Raw genomic sequence first — 20238 nt, 5'->3', positions numbered from 1 at the left:
CGAGGCCCGACGTTACTACCCGTCCGATCGTGGGGGTACCGAATACCTCCGACCCGGCGCTCCGGCAGCGCGCTGCGCCGGGTGCTCGGACGTGGCCGGTAGTGTCCCGCCACGTTGTGGTGGTGAAGCGGCAGCACGTCGACGAGACACCTGCGGTCGTCGTCGCGACCGCTTCGGGCCTGTTCGCCGCTCTGTTCGGCGGGCTCCAACCGACCGGCGTCACCTGGTGGGACCCCGTGCTGGTGGCGATGATCGTCGGGTTCGCGACCTGGGTCGGGGCCTCCGCCGCCTGGTGGGCGGTCGCGTTGACGGCGAGCGTGGTGGCCGCCACCTCGATGCAACCGATCGTGCTGGCCGTGGCCGTCGTGGTCGTGGCGGTGGCGCTGTGGATCGGGACCCTCCAGCGCCCGGTGGGCGGCGTACGCGCGGCCGTGATCGGCGTTGCGCTCAACCTCGCGGCGTTCTCGACACTCGACGTCTTCGACGGCGCGAGCGCGCTCGCCGGGGCCGTCGCAGGGTCGATCGCGATCGCCAGCGGGTTGCCGCGCCGCCGGCGGCGCTCACGCCGCATCGGCGCGGCCGTGCTCGGCGTCGCGGCAGGGGTGTCGGTCGTCGCCGCCGTCGGCCTGCTCTACTCGGTCACCGCCGCCAAGCCCGATCTCGACGAGGCGCTCACCGAGACGAGGAGTGCTGCGCGCGCCGTCCGGCGAGGGGACTTCGACGAAGCGGCGTCGTCGTTCCGGCGATCGTCCGAGCTGCTCCGGCGTGCTCGATCGTCGATCGATCGGCCGTGGTCGGGGCCCGCACGGGTGGTGCCCGGACTCTCCCAGAACGCACGCGCCGTCAGCTCGGTCGTCGACGACTCCGAGGAGCTGGTCCAATCGCTCTCGGACGCGATGGCCGCCGTCGACCCGAGCACGGTCACGCTCTCCGACGGCAGGATCGACCTCGTCGCGGTACGGCGGCTGGCCGACGACCTGAACGTCGTCGAGGCCGAACTCGACGAGCTGCGCCTGACGCTGGACGACGTCGAGTCGCCCTGGCTCGTGGGCGCAGTGCAGCGTCGGCTCGACCGCGCGGCGGCGGACATCGACGACAACCGCGGCCAGCTCGGCGACCTGTCCGAGATCGCCGAGCTCGCACCCGACATGCTGGGCGATGCCGCACCCCGTCGCTATCTGGTCATGTTCACCCAGCCGGCCGAGGCACGCGGGCTCGGCGGCTTCGCCGGCAACTTCGGGGAGCTGGTCCTCGACGGCGGCGAGGTCCGACTCGACTGGTTCGGCCGGCACGATGACCTCGAGGCGGCCGTGGCGGCCGACGGCGCCTCGTGCGCCGACTGTCCCGAAGCCTTCCTGCTCCCCTGGGGCCGCTTCGGCTTCCGCACGCCGGACGGCAACATCGGCGTGCGCGCCTGGTCGAACATCACGATGTCACCGCACCTCCCGTCGGTGGCCGAGGTCGCCGAGGTGCTGTACCCGCAGTCGGGGCGCCTGCCGATCGACGGTGTGATCGTCGCTGATCCGTACGTCATCGCGCAGTTGCTCGAGTACACCGGGCCGGTGCGCCTCGGCGACGGCACTCGGCTCGCCCGCGGGAACGCGGCCGACTTCCTGATCAGCGGCCAGTACGCGATCAAGGACCGCGACGAGCGGGTCGATGTGCTCGCCGAGGCGGCCGAGACCGCGATGCAGGGCCTGCTGGGCACCGACCTGCCCGACCCGGTCACCCTCGTCGAGGACTTCCGGGTGCTCGTCGAGGAAGGGCGCTTCCTGTTCTGGCCGCTCCGGCTCGAGGAGCAGGGACCGTTCGCCGGCACGGCGCTGTCGGGCGCGCTGGACGAGCCGCCCGGCTTCGGCTACATCGTGAACAACGCCGTCGGGAACAAGATCGACATGCACCTCGAACGCGAGCTGGTCATCGGCCCCGGCACGCGCACCACCGACGGTCGTGCGACGGTCCGGGCGACGATCACGCTGACGAACGCGGTCCCCGACGGGCGCCAGCCCAACATCGTCGTCGGCAACACGATCGGCCTGCGGGCCGGCACCAATCGGATGATCCTCACCATCTACGGCCCGCCCGAGTTCGAGCTTGCGACCCTCGACGGCGTCCCGGTGCAGTTCGACCGAGGATTCGAGCAGGGATGGGTGACCAGCACGCTGGTCGTCGACCTCGCGCGCCGCGAGCAGCGGGTGCTCGACCTCGAGTTCGTCGGGTCGCCCGACGGGCTGCCGACATGGGAGCAACCCCTGGTCCGTCGCTGACGTCGCTGCACCGGTCGCCGACAACGCGCAGCGGCCTCGACCTCGAGTTCGTGGGCACGCCCGACGGGCTGCCGACATGGGAGCAACCCTGGTCCGTCGCTGACGTCGCTGCACCGGTCGCCGACAACGCGCAGCGGCCTCGACCTCGAGTTCGTGGGCACGCCCGACGGGCTGCCCAGGTGGGAGCGGCCCGTGGTCCGTCCTGAACTCGCCGCACGTGTCGCCCTTAGGATGAGCAGCCGTGTCAGAGCAGCAGCGATCAGCGGCGGCCGCGGCGCTGCGTGCGGTTTGTCCTGCGCTTCGAACCGCCAGGCACGCGGCGCGACAGCGAGCCGGTGCGTCCGAGCTCGGCTACCGCATCCTCACGCTCGCCGAACCGCGCCGTCGGCGTGATCAGCTGGTCGGCGACGCCACCAAGATCGTCGTCGAGGGTTTCGGTGGATCCGGGAACACGTTCGCGGTCGCCGCGCTGCGACTGCTGGGCGTCGACGTCGCCACGGTCGCGCACCACCACCACGTCCCCGCACAGGTCACCGCCGGGTTGCGGCGCGGGCTCCCGACCTTCGTCATCGTCCGGCGCCCCGAACCGGCGGTGGCGTCGCTGCTGCGCCGCGACTTCGTGCCCTCGGCCGCCGTCGGCCTCCGCGCGTACGCCTCGTTCCACGAGCGGATCCTCCCCTGCGCGTCCGAGCTGGCCGTCGTCACGTTCGAGCAACTGACCGCCGAGCCCGAGCGAGTGCTCGCGTCGATCGCCCGTGCCGCCGGCGTCGAGCCCCGACCCGACGTCGATCTCGCCGATCGTGATGCCGTGTGGCGCGCCGCCCGGCCCGGGACGCGGACCGAGCAGGCGCCCGAGCGCATCGCCCGCGCCGAGGCCGACCGCCTCATCGCCGCCGTACCCGCCGGCGAGCGCCGGCGGGCCGAGGACGCGAGGACCGCACTGCTCGATGCCGCCGGAGCGCCGGTGTGACGCGCGTGCTCCGCAACGTGCAGCGCGCCGCGCCGTTCGCCGTCACCGGCCTGTCGAGCGCGTCGAACTTCCTCGCCAGCCTGCTCGCGGTGCTGACCGGGTCGACGGCGCAGTTCGGCGCATTCTCGTTCGCGATGGCACTGGTGCTGCTGACCGTCATGCTCACCCGCTCGGCCGTGGTCGAGCCGGTGCTGAGCAGCGGTCGCAGCAGCCGCGCGCTCGTGCCCGTCGCCGGTGCCGTGGGCCTCGTCGCCGGTGCGATCTCCGCCGTGGCGGGCGTGGTGATCGGTGGCGGGATGGGTCGATCGCTCGTCGTGATCGGCGTCGCCCTCCCGTTCCTGCTCATGCAGGACGCCGGGCGGGCGGTGCTCATCCACGCCGGCCGGGCAGGGCGGGCGCTCCAGATCGAGGTCGTCTGGCTGTCGATCGGAGCGGCGTGCGTCGTCGCCACCTCGATGCTCGCCGAGCTCTCGCCGCTGATCGTGCTCGCATGCTGGTCGGCGTCAGGCGTCGCAGCGAGCCTGGTGCTCGTCGCGAACCGTCGCTGGTTGCCCGCCGGGACCATCCCCGACGTCCTGCAGTTCGTGCGCGAGCGCCTGCTCGACGTCATCGCCACCGCCGTGCTGCTGCGCGGGTTCGCCCAGGTCGCGACGGTGCTCTCCGGGGTCGTGCTCGGTCTCGCGGCGTTCGGCGCGCTCCGCACCTCGATCCTGCTGTTGACACCGCTGAACCCGATCATCCAGACGGTCCGTGTGCTCGCCGTGCGATCGGAGGGCGAGGTGGTTCACAGAACGCGCCACGCCAGACGTGTCTACCAAGGCCTGGTCGTCTCCATCGCCGCGTGGCTCGGTCTGATGGTGGTCGTCCGGCTGTCGCTGCCCGACACCCGCCTGTTCCGCGACGTCGATCTGCTCGTGCTCGTCCTGGTCGGCTGTGCATGGATCCTGCAGGCGGTCGGCACGTACCTCGAGACCACCTACCGGCTCGCCGATCGGTACCGCGAGCTCTCGCGGCGCTACATGGTGTCGAGCCCGCTGGCGTTCACCGCCGTCGTGTCGCTCGCCGCGCTCGGCCTCCGGGCGGCCGCCGCCGGCATCCTGCTCGCGGCTACGATCCGCTGCGTCGTCCTCGGCCGGCGGCGGTACTCGGGTGTGCCGGCCACCGAGGTCCCCCTCCCGGCGCGAGATGTTCGGCTCGGCAGCCTGCGGGTCCCGCCCCCGCGTGCGGCTCGCCCGCCGACCGCGCCGACAGCGCCGACCGCACCGTTCGTCGCACCGACGTCTGCGATCGCGGCGAGCACGCGCCCGGGCCGCGACGCGCTGGCACGCAACGAGCTGATCCTCACGATCATCGTGCTCGCCTCGTTGCGGCCGTTCCGCACCGGTGCCGCCGGCCAGGCGGCGGTGCTGGCGCAATACGCCGCGACGGCGTTCGCCGTGTGGGACGTCGCCACGCGGCCGGCGGCGCTGCGCCGGTGGGCCTCGCACGTGTACATCTGGGTCCCGCTGGCACTCGCGGCGACCTCACTGCTCTGGTCCGCAGCGCCGCGCTCCACCGTCGGCGGACTCGTCGATCTGATCGGGGTCAGCGCCATCTCGGTGATGGTGATGGCGCGGCTGCCACCGATACGGCGCCTGCTCCCCGTCTTCCGGGCCGTGCTGATCGTCGGCCTCGTCAACCTGGCGGTCTTCCTGAGCGGGTCGGGCGCCGGACCCCGCGGCACGTTCGTCGGCCTCTTCGAGCAGAAGAACGGTCTCGGCCGCGCCGCGTTCCTCGTCGCCATCTGCGCGCTCGTGCTCGCCGTGCTCGGTCAGGTTCGGTCGCGGGTCCTGACCGGCTCGCTGCTGGTCGCGCTGACGCTCGCCTTCTTCGCCCGGTCGGGGACGTCGACCCTCCTGATCGTCACCGTGCTGCTGCTCGCGCCGCTGCTCTTCCAACGGCTCCGCGAGGTCGAGCCGTATCGGTTCAACGCTGTGGTGCTCTACGCGACCGCCGGGGCGCTGACGGCGTGGGCGGCGGTCGGCTCGTTCAACCCCTCACGGCTGGCACTCCAGCTGCTCGGGCGCAACCTCGATCAGAACACGGCCGAGGTGCGCCGGTCCCTCTGGCGGCTCGTCATCGAGGACATCCAGCAGCGTCCCTGGTTCGGCCACGGCTTCTCCACTTTCGAGCTCGGCGAGATCGTCGTGTGGACCGGCACCCGACAGACCACGTGGTCGGTGAAGCAGGCCCACAACGGCTTCATCGACGTCACCTACCAGCTCGGGCTGCTGGGGGTGGCGGTCGTGGTCGTGCTGCAGGTCGTCCTGCTCGTCCGGGTCGGTCGCGCCGCCCGCAGCGATGCGGGACTCCGACCCTGGTTGGTCGCTCTGGTCAGCTACAGCATGCTGATCGCCGCCATGAACTGGACCTACAGCACCCTGTTCGGGCGCCTGGGCATCTTCTGGCTGCTGCAGTCGGTTCTCGCCGTCGCCGTGACCGATCGCCTCGCGACCGGCCGCGACGACGCACAGCCGGACGGGCGTGTCCCCCTGACGTCGGACGAACGGATCGATGCGCGGGTCGGCATGGCCGAGGGATCACTGGCCGAGGTGGTGGACGATGCCGGCTCCTGACCGCTTCCGGCCGGTCGACGTGCTGGTCGCCGGCGCCCAGAAGGCCGGCACGACGGCGGTCAAGAGCGCGCTGGCCGCACATCCCCGCCTCGACGTCCACGCCCAGGTCGAGTTCCCGTACTTCGTCTCCGAGCACCTCCGCGAGCAGCCCGCTGCGCAGGTGATGGAGCGGTACTTCCCGCACGAGCCGCCGCCGGACTCGATCCGCGTGGCGAAGAGCGTCGGTGTCATGTACAGCGACGACGCCGTCGACTTCGCGCTCGGCCACAACCCGGGGATGCGCTTCGTGGTGCTCCTGCGCGATCCCGTCGGCCGGGCGTTCTCGGCGTTCCGGTACGCACGTCGGATGGGGTGGGAACCCGAGACCGATTTCGCGAGCGCGCTGACCGCCTCGGACGACCGCCTCGACGACGACCCGGCCGTGCGTCGCAGCTGCGCCTACCTGCGCTACTCGAGGTTGCGCGACCACGTCGAGCGCATCGAGCAGCGGGTGGGTGCGGACCGCCTGCACGTCGCGCTGTACGACGACCTGCGCGGCGACGCCGAGGCCACGCTCGCTGCGATCGTCGCGTTCAGCGGGGCCGCACCGGCACACCTCACGCTGCCGCGCTCGAACGAGGCGGGCGCGGCGCGGAACGAACGGCTGGCGCGACTGCTCCGGCCGCGGGGCCGACGATCGGGGGCCGCCAGAGTCGTCCAGCGGGTGCTCCCGCGACGGGTGACCGACCTCGCGCTCGAACGCGCTCGGCGCCTCAACTCACGTGCAGCGGCGCCCGAGCGTCCCTCCGCCGAAGCGCAACGGATCGTGCTCGACCACTGCTCGACGGACGTCGGCTGGCTCGGTGATCGCCTGCATCGCGACCTGTCGCACTGGCTGGTCGACGCATGAGCGCTCGGATCCCGAACTGCTTCGTCGCCGGCGCGCCGCGTTGTGGGACGACGTTCCTCTCGCTGGCTCTCGCCGCCCACCCCGACGCGTACGTGTGCGACATGAAGGAGCCCCACTTCTTCGGCGCGCCACCGCAGGGGTACCACTACGACGGGCCCGGCGACAGCTACCTGAACGGAACCTGGGTGTCCGACGAGGAGCGGTATCTGTCGCTCTACCGCGACCGCGCCGAGCGGGTCTGGATCGACGGGAGCACGACGTTGATGTTCTGGCCGGACGCCGTTCGCGAGATCGTTCGGCGCCAACCCGAGGCCACGTTCTTCGTGGTGCTCCGCGACCCGGTGGCTCGCGCCGAGTCGGCCTACACCCGCCACCGCGGCCAAGGGCTCGAGCCGGCGCCGCGCCTCGTCGACGCGATCGACGACGAGCTCGCCGGCCGCCGGTCGACCTGGTCACCGGGGTTCCGCTACGTCGAGCAGGGCCGCTACGGCGCCGCCCTCGACGAGCTCGAACCGATGCTCGGCCAGCGGTTGCACGTCCTGCGCTTCGACGACCTGATCGCGGCGCCCGAACCGTCGATCCGCGCCGCGTGGCGTGCGCTCGGACTCGCCGACGACGTCGAGGTCGTGATCCCCGAGGAGACGAACGCCAGCCCCGACGTCGGGAACCGGCTGCTCACGTACCTCTTCGTCCGGCCGCTCCGGATCCGCAGCGCGGTCGCGGCGCGGCTCCCGGAACGGCTCGTCGAGCGAGCCAAGGCATGGCGGGCGTCGCAGCGGGCGACGACCGACGACGACACCGAGGCGCGCAACCGGTTGCGCGAGATATACGCCGACGACCTCCGGCGGCTCGAGCAGCGACGCGGGATCGTCCTGGCCAGCAGACCATGACCGCGGCCACCGGCACGGCGCCGACGCCCCGACGCCTGCTCGTCGTCCATTCGGCGGACGAGGGATACGGCTCGGACCGCATCCTGACGACGGTGATCGACGTGCTCCGCGACCGGGGCCACCACGTCGAGGTGGCGCTCCCCGACGACAGCGGACCCGGGTGGCTGAGCTCGACGCTCCGAGATCGCGGCATCGACGTCCATGTCGTCGACCTCGGCGTCGTTCGTCGGTCGTCGCTGCGCTGGCCCCGTATCGGCCGGCTGTTGGTTGCGGGTCTGGCCGCTCCGGTGCGGGTCCGCCGCCTCATGCGGCGCCGCGGACTGGACGCGCTCTATCTCAACTCGCTGGCGTTGATGCCGCTCCTGTTCCTCCCGGTCGTCCGACGCCGCAACCGGTGGTTGCACTGCCACGAGATCCTCGTCTCGCCGCGCGCCTTCGCGATCGTGGAGCGGGTCGCACCTCGATTCGTGGCGCACGTGTTCGCGGTCTCGCACGCCGTCCGGCGGGCGCTGGGCGACGCGGCCAACGTCACCGTCGTCCACAACGGCATCGCCGAGCTGCCGGTTCGCCGGGAGCCCACCGCCACACAGGTCGTCGCCTTCGTCGGTCGGCTCTCGGAGTGGAAGGGCGTCGACGACTTCGTCGAGATGGCCGGAGCGATCGATCGGGACGACGTGACGTTCGAGATCGCCGGCGGCGCCGTGCCGGGTGACGACAGCGCCGGCCGCGCCGTCGTCGAGGCGTGCGCCGGCTCGGGCGGGCGGCTCCGCTACCTCGGTGAGCTCGCGGACACGTCGGAGCTGATCGGTCGCAGCGACATCCTGGTCGTGCCGTCCCGGCGCCCCGACCCCTACCCGACGGTCGTGCTGGAGGGGATGCGCGCCGGGTGTGTCGTCGTCGCGACCGACGGCGGAGGCGCCGCGGAGGCGATCCGCGACGGCGTCGACGGCTTCCTCGTGCCGATGGGCGACCCCAATACGCTCGCAACCGTGACCACGGCCGTCCTCGACGACCCCGACCTCGCCGCCCGCATCTCCGCCGCGGCGCAGACCACGTTCGCGACGCAGCACTCCCTCGCTGCGTTCAGCGAGCGCCTCGCCAGCGCCTTCACCCAGGAGGGCTTGTGAGCTCGGGGCCCGCCGGTCGAGTGCGAGCGCTGTTCGCCGACGAGCCCGACCGGCGCACCGCCGTCCAGATGTTGCTGCGCACGCTGGTGATGGCCGCGCGCGGCATGTTGACGAACGCGTCCTGCTCGTGGCCGCCGCGGCCGGTGCTCCGCGGTCGCCGCGTGCAGTTGCTCAACCGACACCGCATCAGCATCGGACCGTGGTCGGTGCTCGAGGACGACGCCCAGATCCAAGGGCGCTCGACCGGGGGGATCCGTCTCGGTGCGCGGGTCTCGGTCGGCCGCGGCGCGCAGATCCGCCCGTCCGGCTTCTACGGCCGCTCGCCGGGCCGGGGTCTCGTCGTCGGCGACGACTCCAACATCGGCCCGATGAACTACGTCGGCTGCTCCGAGACGATCACGATCGGGGCACGCTGCCTGCTCGGACCGAACGTCAACATCTTCACCGAATGGCACGAGTTCGAGGACGCCGGCGAACCGATCAAGGCGCAGGGCGTCGGCGCCGAGCCGGTGGTGCTCGAGGACGACTGCTGGATCGGCGCCGGCTCGATCATCCTGCCGGGGGTCGTCGTCGGCCGAGGCGCCGTGGTGGCGGCGGGCAGCGTGGTGACCCACGACGTGCCACCGCGGACGCTGGTGGCCGGCGTCCCGGCGGCCGTGAAGCGTTCGCTGGCGGCGGGGTGATCAGCGCGCCGCTGCCCATCGCGTGACGAGGCGCGGCGAGCGGATCGACGCCGCCCGTCGCAGGATCTCTTCGTAGGCGTCGGTGATGTCGTCGAGATCGAACCAGTCGCGTGCGCGTCGCCGGGCACGCTCGCGCGCCGCCGGCAACCCCTCATCGCCGAGGGCAGCTTCGACGACCGCATCGAACGACCCGTCGAGGCCGAACACGCTGCCGGCGTCACCGATCGCCTCACGGTTGAACGGGGTGTCGAACGCGGCGATGTTGGCGCCGGCGGCCAGGGCCTCGACGGCCGACGGGTTGATACCCCCGACGCTGTGGCCGTGCAGGTACAGGCGCGAGCCTGCGAGCAACGCGGCGAACGCGCGGCGATCGTCGACGTGGCCGATGGGACGGATGCGGGGATCGTCGCCCGCGAGCTCGTCGAGTCGCCGGACGACGGGCGAGTCGTAGTTGGCCGTCCCGGCCACGAGGAGCGGATACGGGTGTTCGGTCGCCACGTAGCGCTCGGCGATCCGCTCGATGTTGTTCTCGGGGACGAGCCGCCCGCCGGTGAACAGGAAGCCATCGGGGACGACGTCCCACCGCTCGAGGATCGGCGCCAGCTCGTCCGGCTCGGGTGCAGCGCTCTCGGGCACCGGGTACGGGATGACCACGCTCGCGGCGCGGAACTCGTCGCGGTAGACATCGGCCATCGCCCGGCAGTCGGTGACCAGGGCCCGGGACGCGAAGCGGGCGAGGTGCGCCGAGCCGCGGAAGTAGGCGCGGCCGGCGGCGCTCCACTTGCCGCGCCGCCATTCCTGACCGTCGACGTTGAGCACCGAGCGCAGCCCGAACGGACGCAGCGCAGCGAGCGCGAGCGAGTTGGCGACGTTGCAGACGAGCGACACGTCGTGGCGAGCCCTCGCCGCGGCGAACCCGGCCGTCCACGAGTGCGAGAGCGTGTCGAGCTGCTTCGAGCGGATCGCAGCGGTGCGCACGCGACGGATGCCGCGATACGGCTCACGCTCGCCCGGCTCGCCGCGCACGTAGACGGTCACGCGATGCCCACGGTCGACGAGCCGGGGCAGCAGCTCGCCGAGGAACGTCTCGTAGCCGCTGTAGGTCGACGGCACGTCGCGGATCCCGAAGACGCCGATGTCGAGGCTCATCGCGCGTAGCCGAAGGTCTCGAAGGCCCAGGCCAGGTCCTGGTGCAGGCGATCGAGCACCTGCGCCGAGACGCCGGCGAGCGCTGGGTCGCGGGCGCCCGGCCGGTAGGTCGGGCTCGCCGAGGAGACCAGATCGTCGGCCACCCTGGCGACGCGACGATCGTCGTGCGCGACGTCGAGCGCGCCCCAGAGCGCGGTGAGGGCGTCGGCGCGTGTCGCCGGCGAGCGGAGCCGGTCGAACCGGACCACGTGGTCGGCACTGCCGAGCCACCCCGCATAGTCGCGGAACACCTGCCGGAACGGCGCGATGCCCACCGTCTCGTCGCCCTCGAGCCGGAGCCCGAGCAACTCGTCGTCGGTCATCGACGTGGCCCTCGCGTGGAGCGGGTGCGACTTCCACGCTCGCACGAAGTGCATCCAGGACGCCGCGATCTCGACGGGGTCGCGCACCGTGACGACGATCGCCACACCGTGCTCGTGGAGCGTGTCGGCGAGCTCGGCGGAGTGCGGCAGGTGGGCGACGAGCACCTGACCAGGGCGTGCCGTGGCGATCAGCCGGTCGACGCGTTCGGGCCGTGTGCGCTGGAGCCCGCGCGTCATCGTCGGGGTGAGCTTCCGGTACAGCGCCGGGTGGAGGCAGAGTGCGCGTTCCGTCAGGTGGGTACCGGCCTTCGGGATCGAGTTGCTGAAGACCTTCGGCGATCCGGGCGCCGGACGGAGCCGGTGGACCGACATTCCGAAGCGCCGGAGATCCCAGCGGACCGAGGCCAGGTCGGGGCGGAAGCGGGTGCGCATGGAGGGGCTTTCAGGAGAAACGCCTGAGTGGCGAGTATCCTACGGCCCGCGTGCCACGACCACTGGAGTTCCTCTTGGCGTCCATCGCGCTCGCCGTGTTGTCGCCTGTCATCGCCATCGCGCTCGTCGTGTCGGCGGTGGCGTTGCGCGCCGACCCCGTGTTCCGCCAGCAACGCCTCGGTCACGGTGACGTTCCCTTCACGATCTTCAAGATCCGGACGCTGCCGACGACCGTCTCGACGTCGCTCGACAAGTACCACCTGCGCGGCGTGTCGATGCCACGCGTGTGCCGGATGATGCGGAAATACCACATCGACGAGATGCTCCAGCTCGTCAACGTGGTCAACGGTTCGATGTCGCTCGTCGGCCCGCGTCCCGAGATGCCGCACCTCGTCGAGTACATGTGCGACGAGCAGCGCAGGGCACGCCGCCAGCTCCGCCCCGGGATGACGGGCCCCTGGCAGGTCAGCGTCGACGCGAAGGGCTTGATGTACGAGCACCCGCAGTACGACATCGACTACGTCGATCGCCAGGGGACGCTGCTGGACTTCCGCATCATCGTGAGCACGGTGGCCGTGGTCACCAAGGCACGGCCGCCGCTGAGCCACGCCGAGTGCCGCCGGCTGATGGGCGACACCGACCCGATCGGTCCGGCCACCATCGACGGCCACGTCGAACGGGTCGACGCCTGATGAACGAGACCCACACCCTGGCCGACTACGCCCGCACGCTGTGGGCCCATCGATGGGTGCTCCTGATCGCCGTCGCCGGTTGCTTCACGTCGGCGGTGGTGATGTTGGCCCTGCAGGACCGCGTGTACCAGGCCGAGGCCGAGATGCTCGTCGAGCTGCAGTCCACCTCGGGCGTCTTCGACGATTCGTCGACGTTCCGGGCCGCCGACCTCGAGCGTTCGGTGCAGACCGAGATCCAGATCATCGAGGGCTCCCAGGTCCGCCAGCGGGTTGCCGACGACCTCGCCCTCGCCTCGCTGCCGCCGATGGCCCAGGCGACGAGCATCCAGAACACCGACGTCATCAGGGTGCAGGTGAAGAGCACCTCGGCCGGCGACGCGGCGGTCCTGGCCGATGCCTACGTCGCGGCCTACGGCTCGCTGCGACGCGACGCCAACATCGCCGAGCTGGAGAGCTCGAGCGAGCAGCTGCAGGCGAAGATCGACGAGCTGAGCGTCGACATCGACGAGATCGCACTCGAGATCGACGACGCCGTGTCGGCGGGTGAGCAGGCGTCGCTCGCCGAGCAACGGTCGAGGCTGGTCGACCGGCGGGCGACCTTCATCGAACGCCTCGACGAGACCGAGCTCGAGGTCGCGCTGGCACCGAGCGGGGCGACGCTGATCCGGCCGGCGGACGTTCCCGACTCGCCGATCTCGCCGCGCCCCGTTCGCACGCTGCTCATCGCGCTCGCGGTCGGCTTGATCCTCGGTGCGGGAACCGCGCTCCTGCTCGAGACGATCGACACCCGCATCCGGGGCCTCGAGGATCTCGAGGCCGTCGTGAGCCCACTGCCGGTGCTGGCCTCGGTCCCCGTCGCGAGCGAACTGCAAGAGGGCTCGCTCGCCCTCGTCGATCCCGCCTCACCGACGCTCGAGTCGATCCGCGGACTCCGAACGAACCTGGTCTTCCTCGGCATCGACCACCCGATGCGCGTCGTCCAGGTGACGAGCTCGCTGCCCGGCGAGGGCAAGACCACCGTCGCCGCCGATCTCGGCGTCGTGCTGGCGCACTCGGGCGCCAACGTCGCGCTGATCGACTGCGACCTCCGCAAGCCGCGCCTCCACAAGGTCTTCGGTCTGCCGGCCGAGCACGGCATCAGTTCGATACTCGCCGGCGAGTCACTCGAGGAAGCCGTCTACCGCGTCGCCGACGGGCTCGACGTGGTGCCCTGCGGTCCGATGCCGCCCAACCCGTCCGAGCTGCTCGGCAGCGGCGCGATGAGCGACCTCGTCGACCGGCTGCGCAAGGAGTACGACCACGTCGTCATCGACTCGGCGCCGGTGCTGCCGGTCTCCGACAGCGTCGCCCTCGCCCGCCACGTCGACGGTGTCGTCCTCGTGTGCCAGCGAGGCCGCACCCGCCGCGACGACACGCGGCGGGCGATCGGTGCCCTCCGCCAGGTCAGCGCCCCGGTCATCGGTACCGTGCTCAACCGCAGCGACAGCTCGGTCGCGTACGCGTACGCATACGCCTACTCGCACACCTGACCGGCGCGCTCGTCCGGGGCCGCGCATCCATCGTGCGGTTCGGGCGCCGGCCGCTCCTGCGTCGCCGTCCCTGTCCGCACACGACGCCGAACGACCCTTCGATCTCCTCGTCGCCGATCGGGTGCCACACGTCGGCACGCGCCCTTCGTGGCGGTGATCGGCACACGGTTAGGGTCCGCGCATGGCGACCGCGACGACGACCCACGGCGACGTCGAGGTGACGATCGGCGACGACCGCGTGGCCACCGCCGAGATCCGGCGCCCCCCGAACAACTTCTTCGACCTGAGCCTGATCGAGTCGCTCGCAGGGGCGTTCGCCGCGCTCGACGACGACGAGCGGTGCCGGGCGATCGTGCTGTGCTCGGAGGGCAGGCACTTCTGTGCCGGCGCCGACTTCGGCTCGGGCGGGTCGACGCCCGAGGGATCGACCCGCCACCTCTACGACGCCGCATACGACCTGTTCGCGACGAAGACGCCCGTCGTCGCCGCAGTGCAGGGCGCGGCGATCGGCGGTGGGCTCGGCCTGGCCTGCATGCCCGACTTCCGCGTGGCCGCGCCCGAGGCGCGCTTCAGCGCCAACTTCGCGCGGCTCGGCTTTCACCACGGGTTCGCGCTCACCGTGACGCTGCCGCGACTCGTCGGTCAGCAGCGCGCGCTCGAACTGCTGTACACCGGGCGGCGGATCACCGGTGAGGAGGCCGCCGCGATCGGCCTCGTCGACCAGCTCGTGACGGCCGAGCGACTCCGCGACGCGGCCCGTCAGCTCGCGGTCGAGATCGCGACGTCGGCACCGCTCGCCGTTCGCTCGATCCGCGAGACGATGCGCGGTGACCTCCCCGAGCTCGTCGCGCAGGCGACCGACCGCGAGAAGGCCGAGCAGGACCGGTTGCGGCGGACGGACGACTGGCGGGAGGGCGTCGCCGCGATGGCAGAGCGCCGAACGCCGAAGTTCACCGGCTCGTGAGCGGGCCCGGCTCGGCTCTCTCGACCGTTCGCGGTGAGACTCGGCCGACGCGAAGAACGAGACCCGGCCAGCCACGAGAGAAGAGGAACCACCCATGAGCATGCTCGGCACGGACGTGATCCGGAAGGAGGATCCCGCCCTCCTCACCATCGGGGGCACGTACGTGGACGATCACCCCGCCGACGGGGCCGTGCACGCGGCGTTCGTCCGATCGCAGGTCGCCCACGGCGAGATCCGGTCGATCGAGACCGAGGACGCGATCGGCATGCCGGGGGTGATCGGCATCTACACCGCTGCCGATCTCGGCCTCGAGCCCTACGCGCCGGGCATGCCGATGTTCAACCAGGACATGACGCGGACTCGGCTCGCCACCGACCGGGTGCGCTACGTCGGCGAGCCGGTGGCCGTCGTCGTCGCCGAGACGTACACCGAGGCGGTCGACGCGGCCAACGCGGTCTGGGCCGACGTCGACATCCTCGACGCCGTCGTGTCGATGCACGAGGCGCTCACCGACGACGTCGTCCTCCACCCCGCCGCCGGCACGAACACGATCTTCCAGATCCCCGGCTCCGGTGCCGACGTGTTCGAGGGCTGTGACGTCACCGTCGAGCTCTCGTTCCGCAACCACCGCATCGCTCCGTGCCCGCTCGAATCGCGGGCGACGATCGCGAGGTGGGACACCGTCGACGACGTCGAGCACCTCACGCAGTGGTCGGAGAACCAGGGCGCTCACGGCACCCGCGACGGCCTCGCCGCGGCGCTCGGCGTCGACGCCGCGCAGGTCCGCGTCATCACCCCCGACGTCGGCGGCGGCTTCGGCGCCAAGAACGGCAACTACCCCGAGGACATCGTCGTCGCCGTGCTCGCTCGCCGGCTCGAGCGTCCCGTCCGGTGGGCCGAGACGCGCAGCGAGAGCATGCTCGGCCTCGTCCACGGCCGCGGCCAATCGATCTCGGCCACGATCGGCGGCACCCGCGACGGCAACATCACCGGCTTCCGATCGCACGTCATCCAGGACGGCGGTGCCTATCCCGAGATCGGCTCGATCCTGCCGATCTTCGCCAAGAACCTCGCGACCGGTCCGTACGACATCCCCAACGTCGACGTGTCGACGGTGACCGTCGCGACCAACACGATGCCCGTCGGTGCGTACCGCGGCGCAGGGCGCCCCGAGGCGGCGCAGATCATCGACCGCATGGTCGACGCCTTCGCGCTCGAGATCGGGATGGACCCGGCCGAGGTGCGCCGCAAGAACTTCGTGGCACCGGATGCGTTCCCGTACACGAACGCCTCGGGCACGACGATGGACTCCGGCGACTACGAAGGTGCGCTCGACAAGGTGCTCGAGCAGATCGACTACTCGTCGTTGCGGGCCGAGCAGGCCCGCCGCCGTGACGACCCGTCGGCCAAGCTGCTCGGGCTCGGGTGGGCGTCGTACATCGAGATCACCAACCCCGTCACCTCGCCCGACTTCGGCTCGATCGAGGTACGCCCCGACGGGACGGCGCTGCTGCTGACCGGCGTCTCACCGCACGGGCAGGGCCACTACACCGTGTTCGCCCAGATCGCCAGCGACACGACCGGCATCCCGTTCGATCTGATCGAGGTGCGCCACGGCGACACCGACCTGGTCGCCCGCGGCAACGGAACGGGCGGGTCGCGATCGCTGCAGATCGGCGGCTCGGCGATCCTGCAGGCGAGCGAGGCGCTGATCGAGCAGGCCAAGGACGTCGCCGCCAACCTGTTGGAGGCGAGCCGCGACGACATCGTGCTCGACACGGCGACCGGAGCGTTCTCGGTGGCCGGGACGCCGGCGGTGTCGACGTCGTGGGGCGACGTCGCCGCGGCGGCGATCGACGAGCAGTCGTCGCCGTTCCTCGCCGAGGCCGACTTCCAGCCCGAGGGCGTGGCGTTCCCGTTCGGGACGCAGCTGTCGGTCGTCGAGGTCGACCGCGAGACCGGCGAGGTGGTGCCGATCCGCCACGTCACCTGCGACGACTGCGGCGTGATGGTCAACCCGATGCTCGTCGCCGGCCAGGTGCACGGCGGGGTCGCGTCGGGGATCGCCCAGGCCCTGATGGAGGAGTTCGTCTACGACGAGGACGGCAACCCCAAGACCGCCAACTTCGCCGACTACGGCATCATCTCCTCGGCCGAGCTGCCGAGCTTCGAGCGCCGGCCGCAGGAGACACCGTCGCCCATCAACCCGCTCGGTGCGAAGGGCATCGGCGAGTCGGGCACGATCGGCGCCACGCCGGCGGTGCAGAACGCGGTCGTCGACGCGCTCGCCCACCTCGGCGTCCGCCACGTCGACATCCCGACGACGGCCGAACGGGTCTGGTCGGTGATCGACGCCGCGACCGCGGGACGAGACCGCACCGAGAACGGCTGACCGCATGGCCGGGCGCATCGACGAGGCCGACATCGTCGCCGACGTCCTCGACTGGTTCGGTGGGGCGTGGGATCCCGACCTCTCGCTGGTCGAGTGGCGGACGCGCCTCGTCGAGTCCGGTTGGGCGGTGCCGTCGTGGTCGCCCGACTGGTTCGGCAGGGGGTTGCCGGCGTGGACCGACAAGGTCGTCCGCACGACGATCCTGCGGGCGGGTGGCGTGCACAACCCGCTCGGAGCAGGCGCCACGCTCGCTGCGCCGACGATCTACGAGCACGGCAGCGACGAGCTGAAGGCGCGGATCCTCCGGCCGACGTTGACCGGCGCGCTGACCTGGTGTCAGCTGTTCAGCGAACCGGTGGCCGGCTCCGATCTCGCGGGCCTGCAGACCACCGCGGTCCGCGACGGCGACACGTGGCACGTCAACGGGCAGAAGGTGTGGAACACGAGCGCCGACCACGCCGACATGGCGATCCTCGTCGCGCGGACCGATTGGGGCGCCGTCAAGCACGCCGGTCTCTCGTACTTCGTGCTCGACATGCGCCAGCCCGGCGTCGAGGCGCGCCCGATCCGCCAGATGAACCACCACCAGTCGTTCATGGAGGTGTTCCTGACCGACGCCGTCGTTCCGCACGGCAACATGGTCGGCGCCGAGGGCGACGGCTGGCGGGTGGCGCGCGCCACGCTGGCCCACGAGCGGAGCTTCGCCGGGGTCCGCACGGTCGAGTTCGCGGCCGGCGCCACGGGTCGGGTGATCGACGAGGCCCGGGTCGAGGCCGACGGGTACATGGCCACCTACCGGTGGTATCCGCAGCGCCGCGGCCGCGCGGAGCTCGTCGTCGAGCGTGCGAGGGCGGCGGGCGTCGCAGGCGACCCGGTGATCCGGCAGGAGATCGCCAGGCTCCTCAGCTTCGAGCGGGCCTCGCACTGGACCGCCGAACGCGCCGGTGCCGCTCGCGCGCTCGGCCGGCCGCCGGGCTCGGAGGGCTCGATCGGCAAGCTCGCGCTCTCGAACGTCGCCCGCATGGCGAACCACGTCCACTCGATGATCGCCGGCGCGCGAGGCATGCTACGCAACGGACCCGACCCGCTCGACGCAGTGATCGCCGAGGTGCTGGTGTCGACGCCGGCGCAGTCGATCGCAGGCGGCACCGACGAGATCCAGCACAACATCATCGGCGAGAGCGTCCTCGGGCTGCCGAAGGAGCCGGCGGTCGATCGCCACGTGCCGTTCCGCGACGTGAGCCGCACGTCCTGAACCTCCCGTCCCGCGGCCGGGCGTCCAGCCGTGATCGTGCCCGAGCGCGACGGTACGGTCGCGACGCATGGAGATCGACCTGATGACCGGTGGGGCGAGCTGGCGGGACAACGCCGAGCTGGCCCGCCTGCTCGAGGCTGCCGGCTTCTCGGGGATGCTCTACACCGAGACGAGCCAGGTGCCCTGGATGCAGATCGCCGCAGCGGCGATGGCCGCGCCCGAGCTCCACTTCACGACCGGCATCGCCGTCGCGTTCCCGCGGAGCCCGATGGTGACCGCGGCGACGGGGTACGAGCTCGCCGACAACACCGGGGGCCGGTTCCGCCTCGGCCTCGGCAGCCAGGTCAGGGCGCACATCGAGCGCCGTTACGGCGCCGAGTTCGAGCGCCCGGCGGCCCGCCTGCGCGACTACGTGCTCGCGGTCAAGGCGTGCTGGCGGGCGTTCGATCGGAGCGAGCGCCTGTCGCACGAGGGTGAGTTCTACGAGCTCTCCCTGCTCCCGCCGGACTGGGCGCCGAGGGCCCACGACCACCCGATGCGCGTCGACATCTCCGCGGTCGGTCCGATCATGCTCGGCGTCGCCGGCGAGGTGGCCGACGGCGTGCACGTGCACCCGCTGCACTCGATGCACTACATCGAGCACCGGCTGCTCGCCGGCATCGCCGACGGGGCAGATCGCGCCGGGCGCGACCCCGGTGAGCTCGATCTGATCGTCCCGGTCTTCGCCTGCCCCGGCGACACCCCCGAGGAGCGAGCGCCGTACGTCGCGCGGGCCAAGCAGCAGATCGCGTTCTACGGCAGCACGCCGAACTACGCGTTCCAGTTCGACGACCTCGGCTTCGAGGGGACGACCGGGCGGCTGCGTGCGGCGATGAAGGCCGGCGAGTTCGATCGGCTCACCGAGCTGGTGACCGACGAGATGCTCGAGTCGTTCGCCGTGGTCGCGTCGTGGGACGACCTCGCCGACCGCTTGGTCGACCGGTACCGGGGCGTGGCGTCACGCGTCGTGCTCTACCTCGGCGCGGAACAGATCCGCCACGACGACCGCGCTCGTGGCCGCTGGGCCGAGGTCGCCGCCACCGTCCGCGCCGCCTGAGAACACTCGGGGTCAGAGCAGAAACGTTTCAACTCGGGGACGTCACGTGAACACGTAGTCGTCGGCGTCGACGTCGTGGGTCCAGGACCAGAAGTCGACGAGGCGGAACGGCATCACTGCGACGACGCGGCCGGCGTCGTTGCGGTACCAGGGCCGCATCGCCGAGTGGGTCCAGATGAGGCGCTCGTGCTCCTCGTCGTGCCGCCGGTTGTACGCCTCGGTGGGCTCCGGCTTCGGCTCGATCGTGCTTGCGCCGCGCCGCACGAGTTCTGCGAGGCAGCTCGTGACGTGGCGGACCTGGCACTCGGCCTGGAAGATCGCGCTGCCACCGTGCCCGAGCCCCGTCGTCGGACCTTGGAGCAGGAACAGGTTGGGGAAGCCGGGCACGGTGATGCCGAGGTAGGCCTGCGGATCGTCATCGGACCACTCCTCGGCGAGGGACCGCCCGTCGCGGCCGACGACCCCGAGGCGAGCGGCGCCTTGGAACACCTCGAACCCGGTCGCCAGCGCCACCACGTCGACCTCGTGGTGACTGCCGCTCGCATCGATGACACCGGTCTCGTCGAACCCGACGATCGCCTCGGGCACGAGCGTCACGTTCGGCTTCGTGAGCGCATCGAACCATCCGTTGTCGAGCACGATCCGCTTGCCGTACGGCGGGTAGGTCGGCATGCAGGCATCGAGCAGCTCGGGTCGATCGCCGATCGTGTCGACGATGTGCTGCGCCATCTCCTGGCGGTGTCGCTCGTTGACCCGGTTGATCGAGTCGTTGCGCGGCCAGTCGGGATCCTTGACGAGGAACGGCAGGAGGCCGTCGCCGTAGCGCCACCACATCGAGAACCGGAACCACGCCGCATAGAACGGGGGCTCTTTACAATAAAGTTATAAGTAAAAACCCAATTTGGGTAAGCAACTCATGAGCGCCG

16 protein-coding genes are annotated in these 20238 nt (G+C 71.4%); 13 read left to right on the top strand and 3 right to left on the bottom strand.

Translation table 11 applies throughout. The features are described from left to right. Nucleotides 1-122 precede the first annotated feature (122 nt). The 7 genes from QNJ12_RS10435 (at nt 123) to QNJ12_RS10405 (ending at nt 9441) form a co-directional block, all read left to right on the top strand. Nucleotides 123-2267 carry a DUF4012 domain-containing protein gene (locus tag QNJ12_RS10435; RefSeq protein ID WP_300622551.1) on the top strand — a complete coding sequence of 715 codons (2145 nt, stop codon included), beginning with the start codon at nt 123-125 and terminating at the stop codon, nt 2265-2267. Nucleotides 2268-2508: 241 nt separating this feature from the next. After that, on the top strand, nt 2509-3237 hold the full coding sequence (locus QNJ12_RS10430) for a hypothetical protein (protein ID WP_300622549.1): 729 nt from the start codon (nt 2509-2511) through the stop codon (nt 3235-3237). Beyond that, nucleotides 3234-5852 carry an O-antigen ligase family protein gene (locus QNJ12_RS10425; protein WP_300622547.1) on the top strand — a complete coding sequence of 873 codons (2619 nt, stop codon included), beginning with the start codon at nt 3234-3236 and terminating at the stop codon, nt 5850-5852. The genes QNJ12_RS10430 and QNJ12_RS10425 overlap by 4 nt, the downstream gene beginning before the upstream one ends. After that, nucleotides 5839-6741 carry a sulfotransferase gene (locus QNJ12_RS10420; RefSeq protein ID WP_300622545.1) on the top strand — a complete coding sequence of 301 codons (903 nt, stop codon included), beginning with the start codon at nt 5839-5841 and terminating at the stop codon, nt 6739-6741. Before QNJ12_RS10425 ends, QNJ12_RS10420 begins: the two co-directional genes overlap by 14 nt. Continuing rightward, nucleotides 6738-7631 carry a sulfotransferase gene (locus QNJ12_RS10415; RefSeq protein ID WP_300622544.1) on the top strand — a complete coding sequence of 298 codons (894 nt, stop codon included), beginning with the start codon at nt 6738-6740 and terminating at the stop codon, nt 7629-7631. Before QNJ12_RS10420 ends, QNJ12_RS10415 begins: the two co-directional genes overlap by 4 nt. Continuing rightward, nucleotides 7628-8758: a glycosyltransferase family 4 protein gene (locus QNJ12_RS10410; RefSeq protein WP_300622542.1), complete on the top strand. Its 1131-nt coding sequence runs from the start codon at nt 7628-7630 to the stop codon at nt 8756-8758. The genes QNJ12_RS10415 and QNJ12_RS10410 overlap by 4 nt, the downstream gene beginning before the upstream one ends. Further along, nucleotides 8755-9441: an acyltransferase gene (locus tag QNJ12_RS10405; RefSeq protein WP_300622541.1), complete on the top strand. Its 687-nt coding sequence runs from the start codon at nt 8755-8757 to the stop codon at nt 9439-9441. Before QNJ12_RS10410 ends, QNJ12_RS10405 begins: the two co-directional genes overlap by 4 nt. Here QNJ12_RS10405 and QNJ12_RS10400 read toward each other — a convergent pair whose 3' ends face one another. Both QNJ12_RS10400 and QNJ12_RS10395 read right to left on the bottom strand, forming a co-directional pair. Next, complete coding sequence (locus QNJ12_RS10400; RefSeq protein ID WP_300622540.1) at nt 9442-10590, bottom strand: glycosyltransferase; 1149 nt, start codon at nt 10588-10590, stop codon at nt 9442-9444. It abuts the gene before it with no gap. Then, a complete protein-coding gene (locus QNJ12_RS10395) occupies nt 10587-11384 on the bottom strand; it encodes a sulfotransferase domain-containing protein (RefSeq protein WP_300622538.1) in 798 nt (265 codons plus the stop codon). The genes QNJ12_RS10400 and QNJ12_RS10395 overlap by 4 nt, the downstream gene beginning before the upstream one ends. A 50-nt stretch (nt 11385-11434) precedes the next feature. Here QNJ12_RS10395 and QNJ12_RS10390 point away from each other — a divergent pair, with 50 nt between their 5' ends. The 6 genes from QNJ12_RS10390 to QNJ12_RS10365 all read left to right on the top strand — a co-directional run bounded on the left by QNJ12_RS10390 (nt 11435) and on the right by QNJ12_RS10365 (nt 19312). Beyond that, a complete protein-coding gene (locus QNJ12_RS10390; protein ID WP_300622537.1) occupies nt 11435-12076 on the top strand; it encodes a sugar transferase in 642 nt (213 codons plus the stop codon). After that, nucleotides 12076-13605 (top strand): polysaccharide biosynthesis tyrosine autokinase, encoded by a 1530-nt coding sequence (locus tag QNJ12_RS10385; protein ID WP_300622535.1) that lies wholly within the window; start codon nt 12076-12078, stop codon nt 13603-13605. The genes QNJ12_RS10390 and QNJ12_RS10385 overlap by 1 nt, the downstream gene beginning before the upstream one ends. Before the next feature lie 181 nt (nt 13606-13786). Then, nucleotides 13787-14569 carry an enoyl-CoA hydratase/isomerase family protein gene (locus QNJ12_RS10380; protein ID WP_300622534.1) on the top strand — a complete coding sequence of 261 codons (783 nt, stop codon included), beginning with the start codon at nt 13787-13789 and terminating at the stop codon, nt 14567-14569. Between the two features lie 94 nt (nt 14570-14663). Beyond that, nucleotides 14664-16961: a xanthine dehydrogenase family protein molybdopterin-binding subunit gene (locus tag QNJ12_RS10375; RefSeq protein WP_300622532.1), complete on the top strand. Its 2298-nt coding sequence runs from the start codon at nt 14664-14666 to the stop codon at nt 16959-16961. Nucleotides 16962-16965: 4 nt separating this feature from the next. Next, entirely contained in the window at nt 16966-18216 is a 1251-nt protein-coding gene (locus tag QNJ12_RS10370; protein ID WP_300622530.1) for an acyl-CoA dehydrogenase family protein, read from the top strand. A 67-nt stretch (nt 18217-18283) separates the two neighbouring features. Further along, a complete protein-coding gene (locus QNJ12_RS10365; protein ID WP_300622528.1) occupies nt 18284-19312 on the top strand; it encodes a TIGR03617 family F420-dependent LLM class oxidoreductase in 1029 nt (342 codons plus the stop codon). 42 nt (nt 19313-19354) lie between these two features. Here QNJ12_RS10365 and QNJ12_RS10360 read toward each other — a convergent pair whose 3' ends face one another. Beyond that, on the bottom strand, nt 19355-20146 hold the full coding sequence (locus tag QNJ12_RS10360) for a hypothetical protein (protein ID WP_300622526.1): 792 nt from the start codon (nt 20144-20146) through the stop codon (nt 19355-19357). Nucleotides 20147-20238: the final 92 nt, after the last annotated feature.

The sequence above is a fragment of the Ilumatobacter sp. genome (assembly GCF_030065885.1).
GTDB lineage: Bacteria > Actinomycetota > Acidimicrobiia > Acidimicrobiales > Ilumatobacteraceae > Ilumatobacter.
The sequence above is the reverse complement of the archived record's forward strand: the minus strand, read 5'-3'. Positions and strand labels throughout refer to the sequence as shown.

Coding starts and splice junctions, on each gene's coding strand:
- QNJ12_RS10420 (WP_300622545.1), top strand. CDS start 5,839: ATGCCGGCTCCTGACCGCTTCCGGCCGGTCGACGTGCTGGTCGCCGGC.
- QNJ12_RS10415 (WP_300622544.1), top strand. CDS start 6,738: ATGAGCGCTCGGATCCCGAACTGCTTCGTCGCCGGCGCGCCGCGTTGT.
- QNJ12_RS10410 (WP_300622542.1), top strand. CDS start 7,628: ATGACCGCGGCCACCGGCACGGCGCCGACGCCCCGACGCCTGCTCGTC.
- QNJ12_RS10400 (WP_300622540.1), bottom strand. CDS start 10,590: ATGAGCCTCGACATCGGCGTCTTCGGGATCCGCGACGTGCCGTCGACC.
- QNJ12_RS10395 (WP_300622538.1), bottom strand. CDS start 11,384: ATGCGCACCCGCTTCCGCCCCGACCTGGCCTCGGTCCGCTGGGATCTC.
- QNJ12_RS10385 (WP_300622535.1), top strand. CDS start 12,076: ATGAACGAGACCCACACCCTGGCCGACTACGCCCGCACGCTGTGGGCC.
- QNJ12_RS10380 (WP_300622534.1), top strand. CDS start 13,787: ATGGCGACCGCGACGACGACCCACGGCGACGTCGAGGTGACGATCGGC.
- QNJ12_RS10375 (WP_300622532.1), top strand. CDS start 14,664: ATGAGCATGCTCGGCACGGACGTGATCCGGAAGGAGGATCCCGCCCTC.
- QNJ12_RS10370 (WP_300622530.1), top strand. CDS start 16,966: ATGGCCGGGCGCATCGACGAGGCCGACATCGTCGCCGACGTCCTCGAC.
- QNJ12_RS10365 (WP_300622528.1), top strand. CDS start 18,284: ATGGAGATCGACCTGATGACCGGTGGGGCGAGCTGGCGGGACAACGCC.
- QNJ12_RS10360 (WP_300622526.1), bottom strand. CDS start 20,146: ATGTGGTGGCGCTACGGCGACGGCCTCCTGCCGTTCCTCGTCAAGGAT.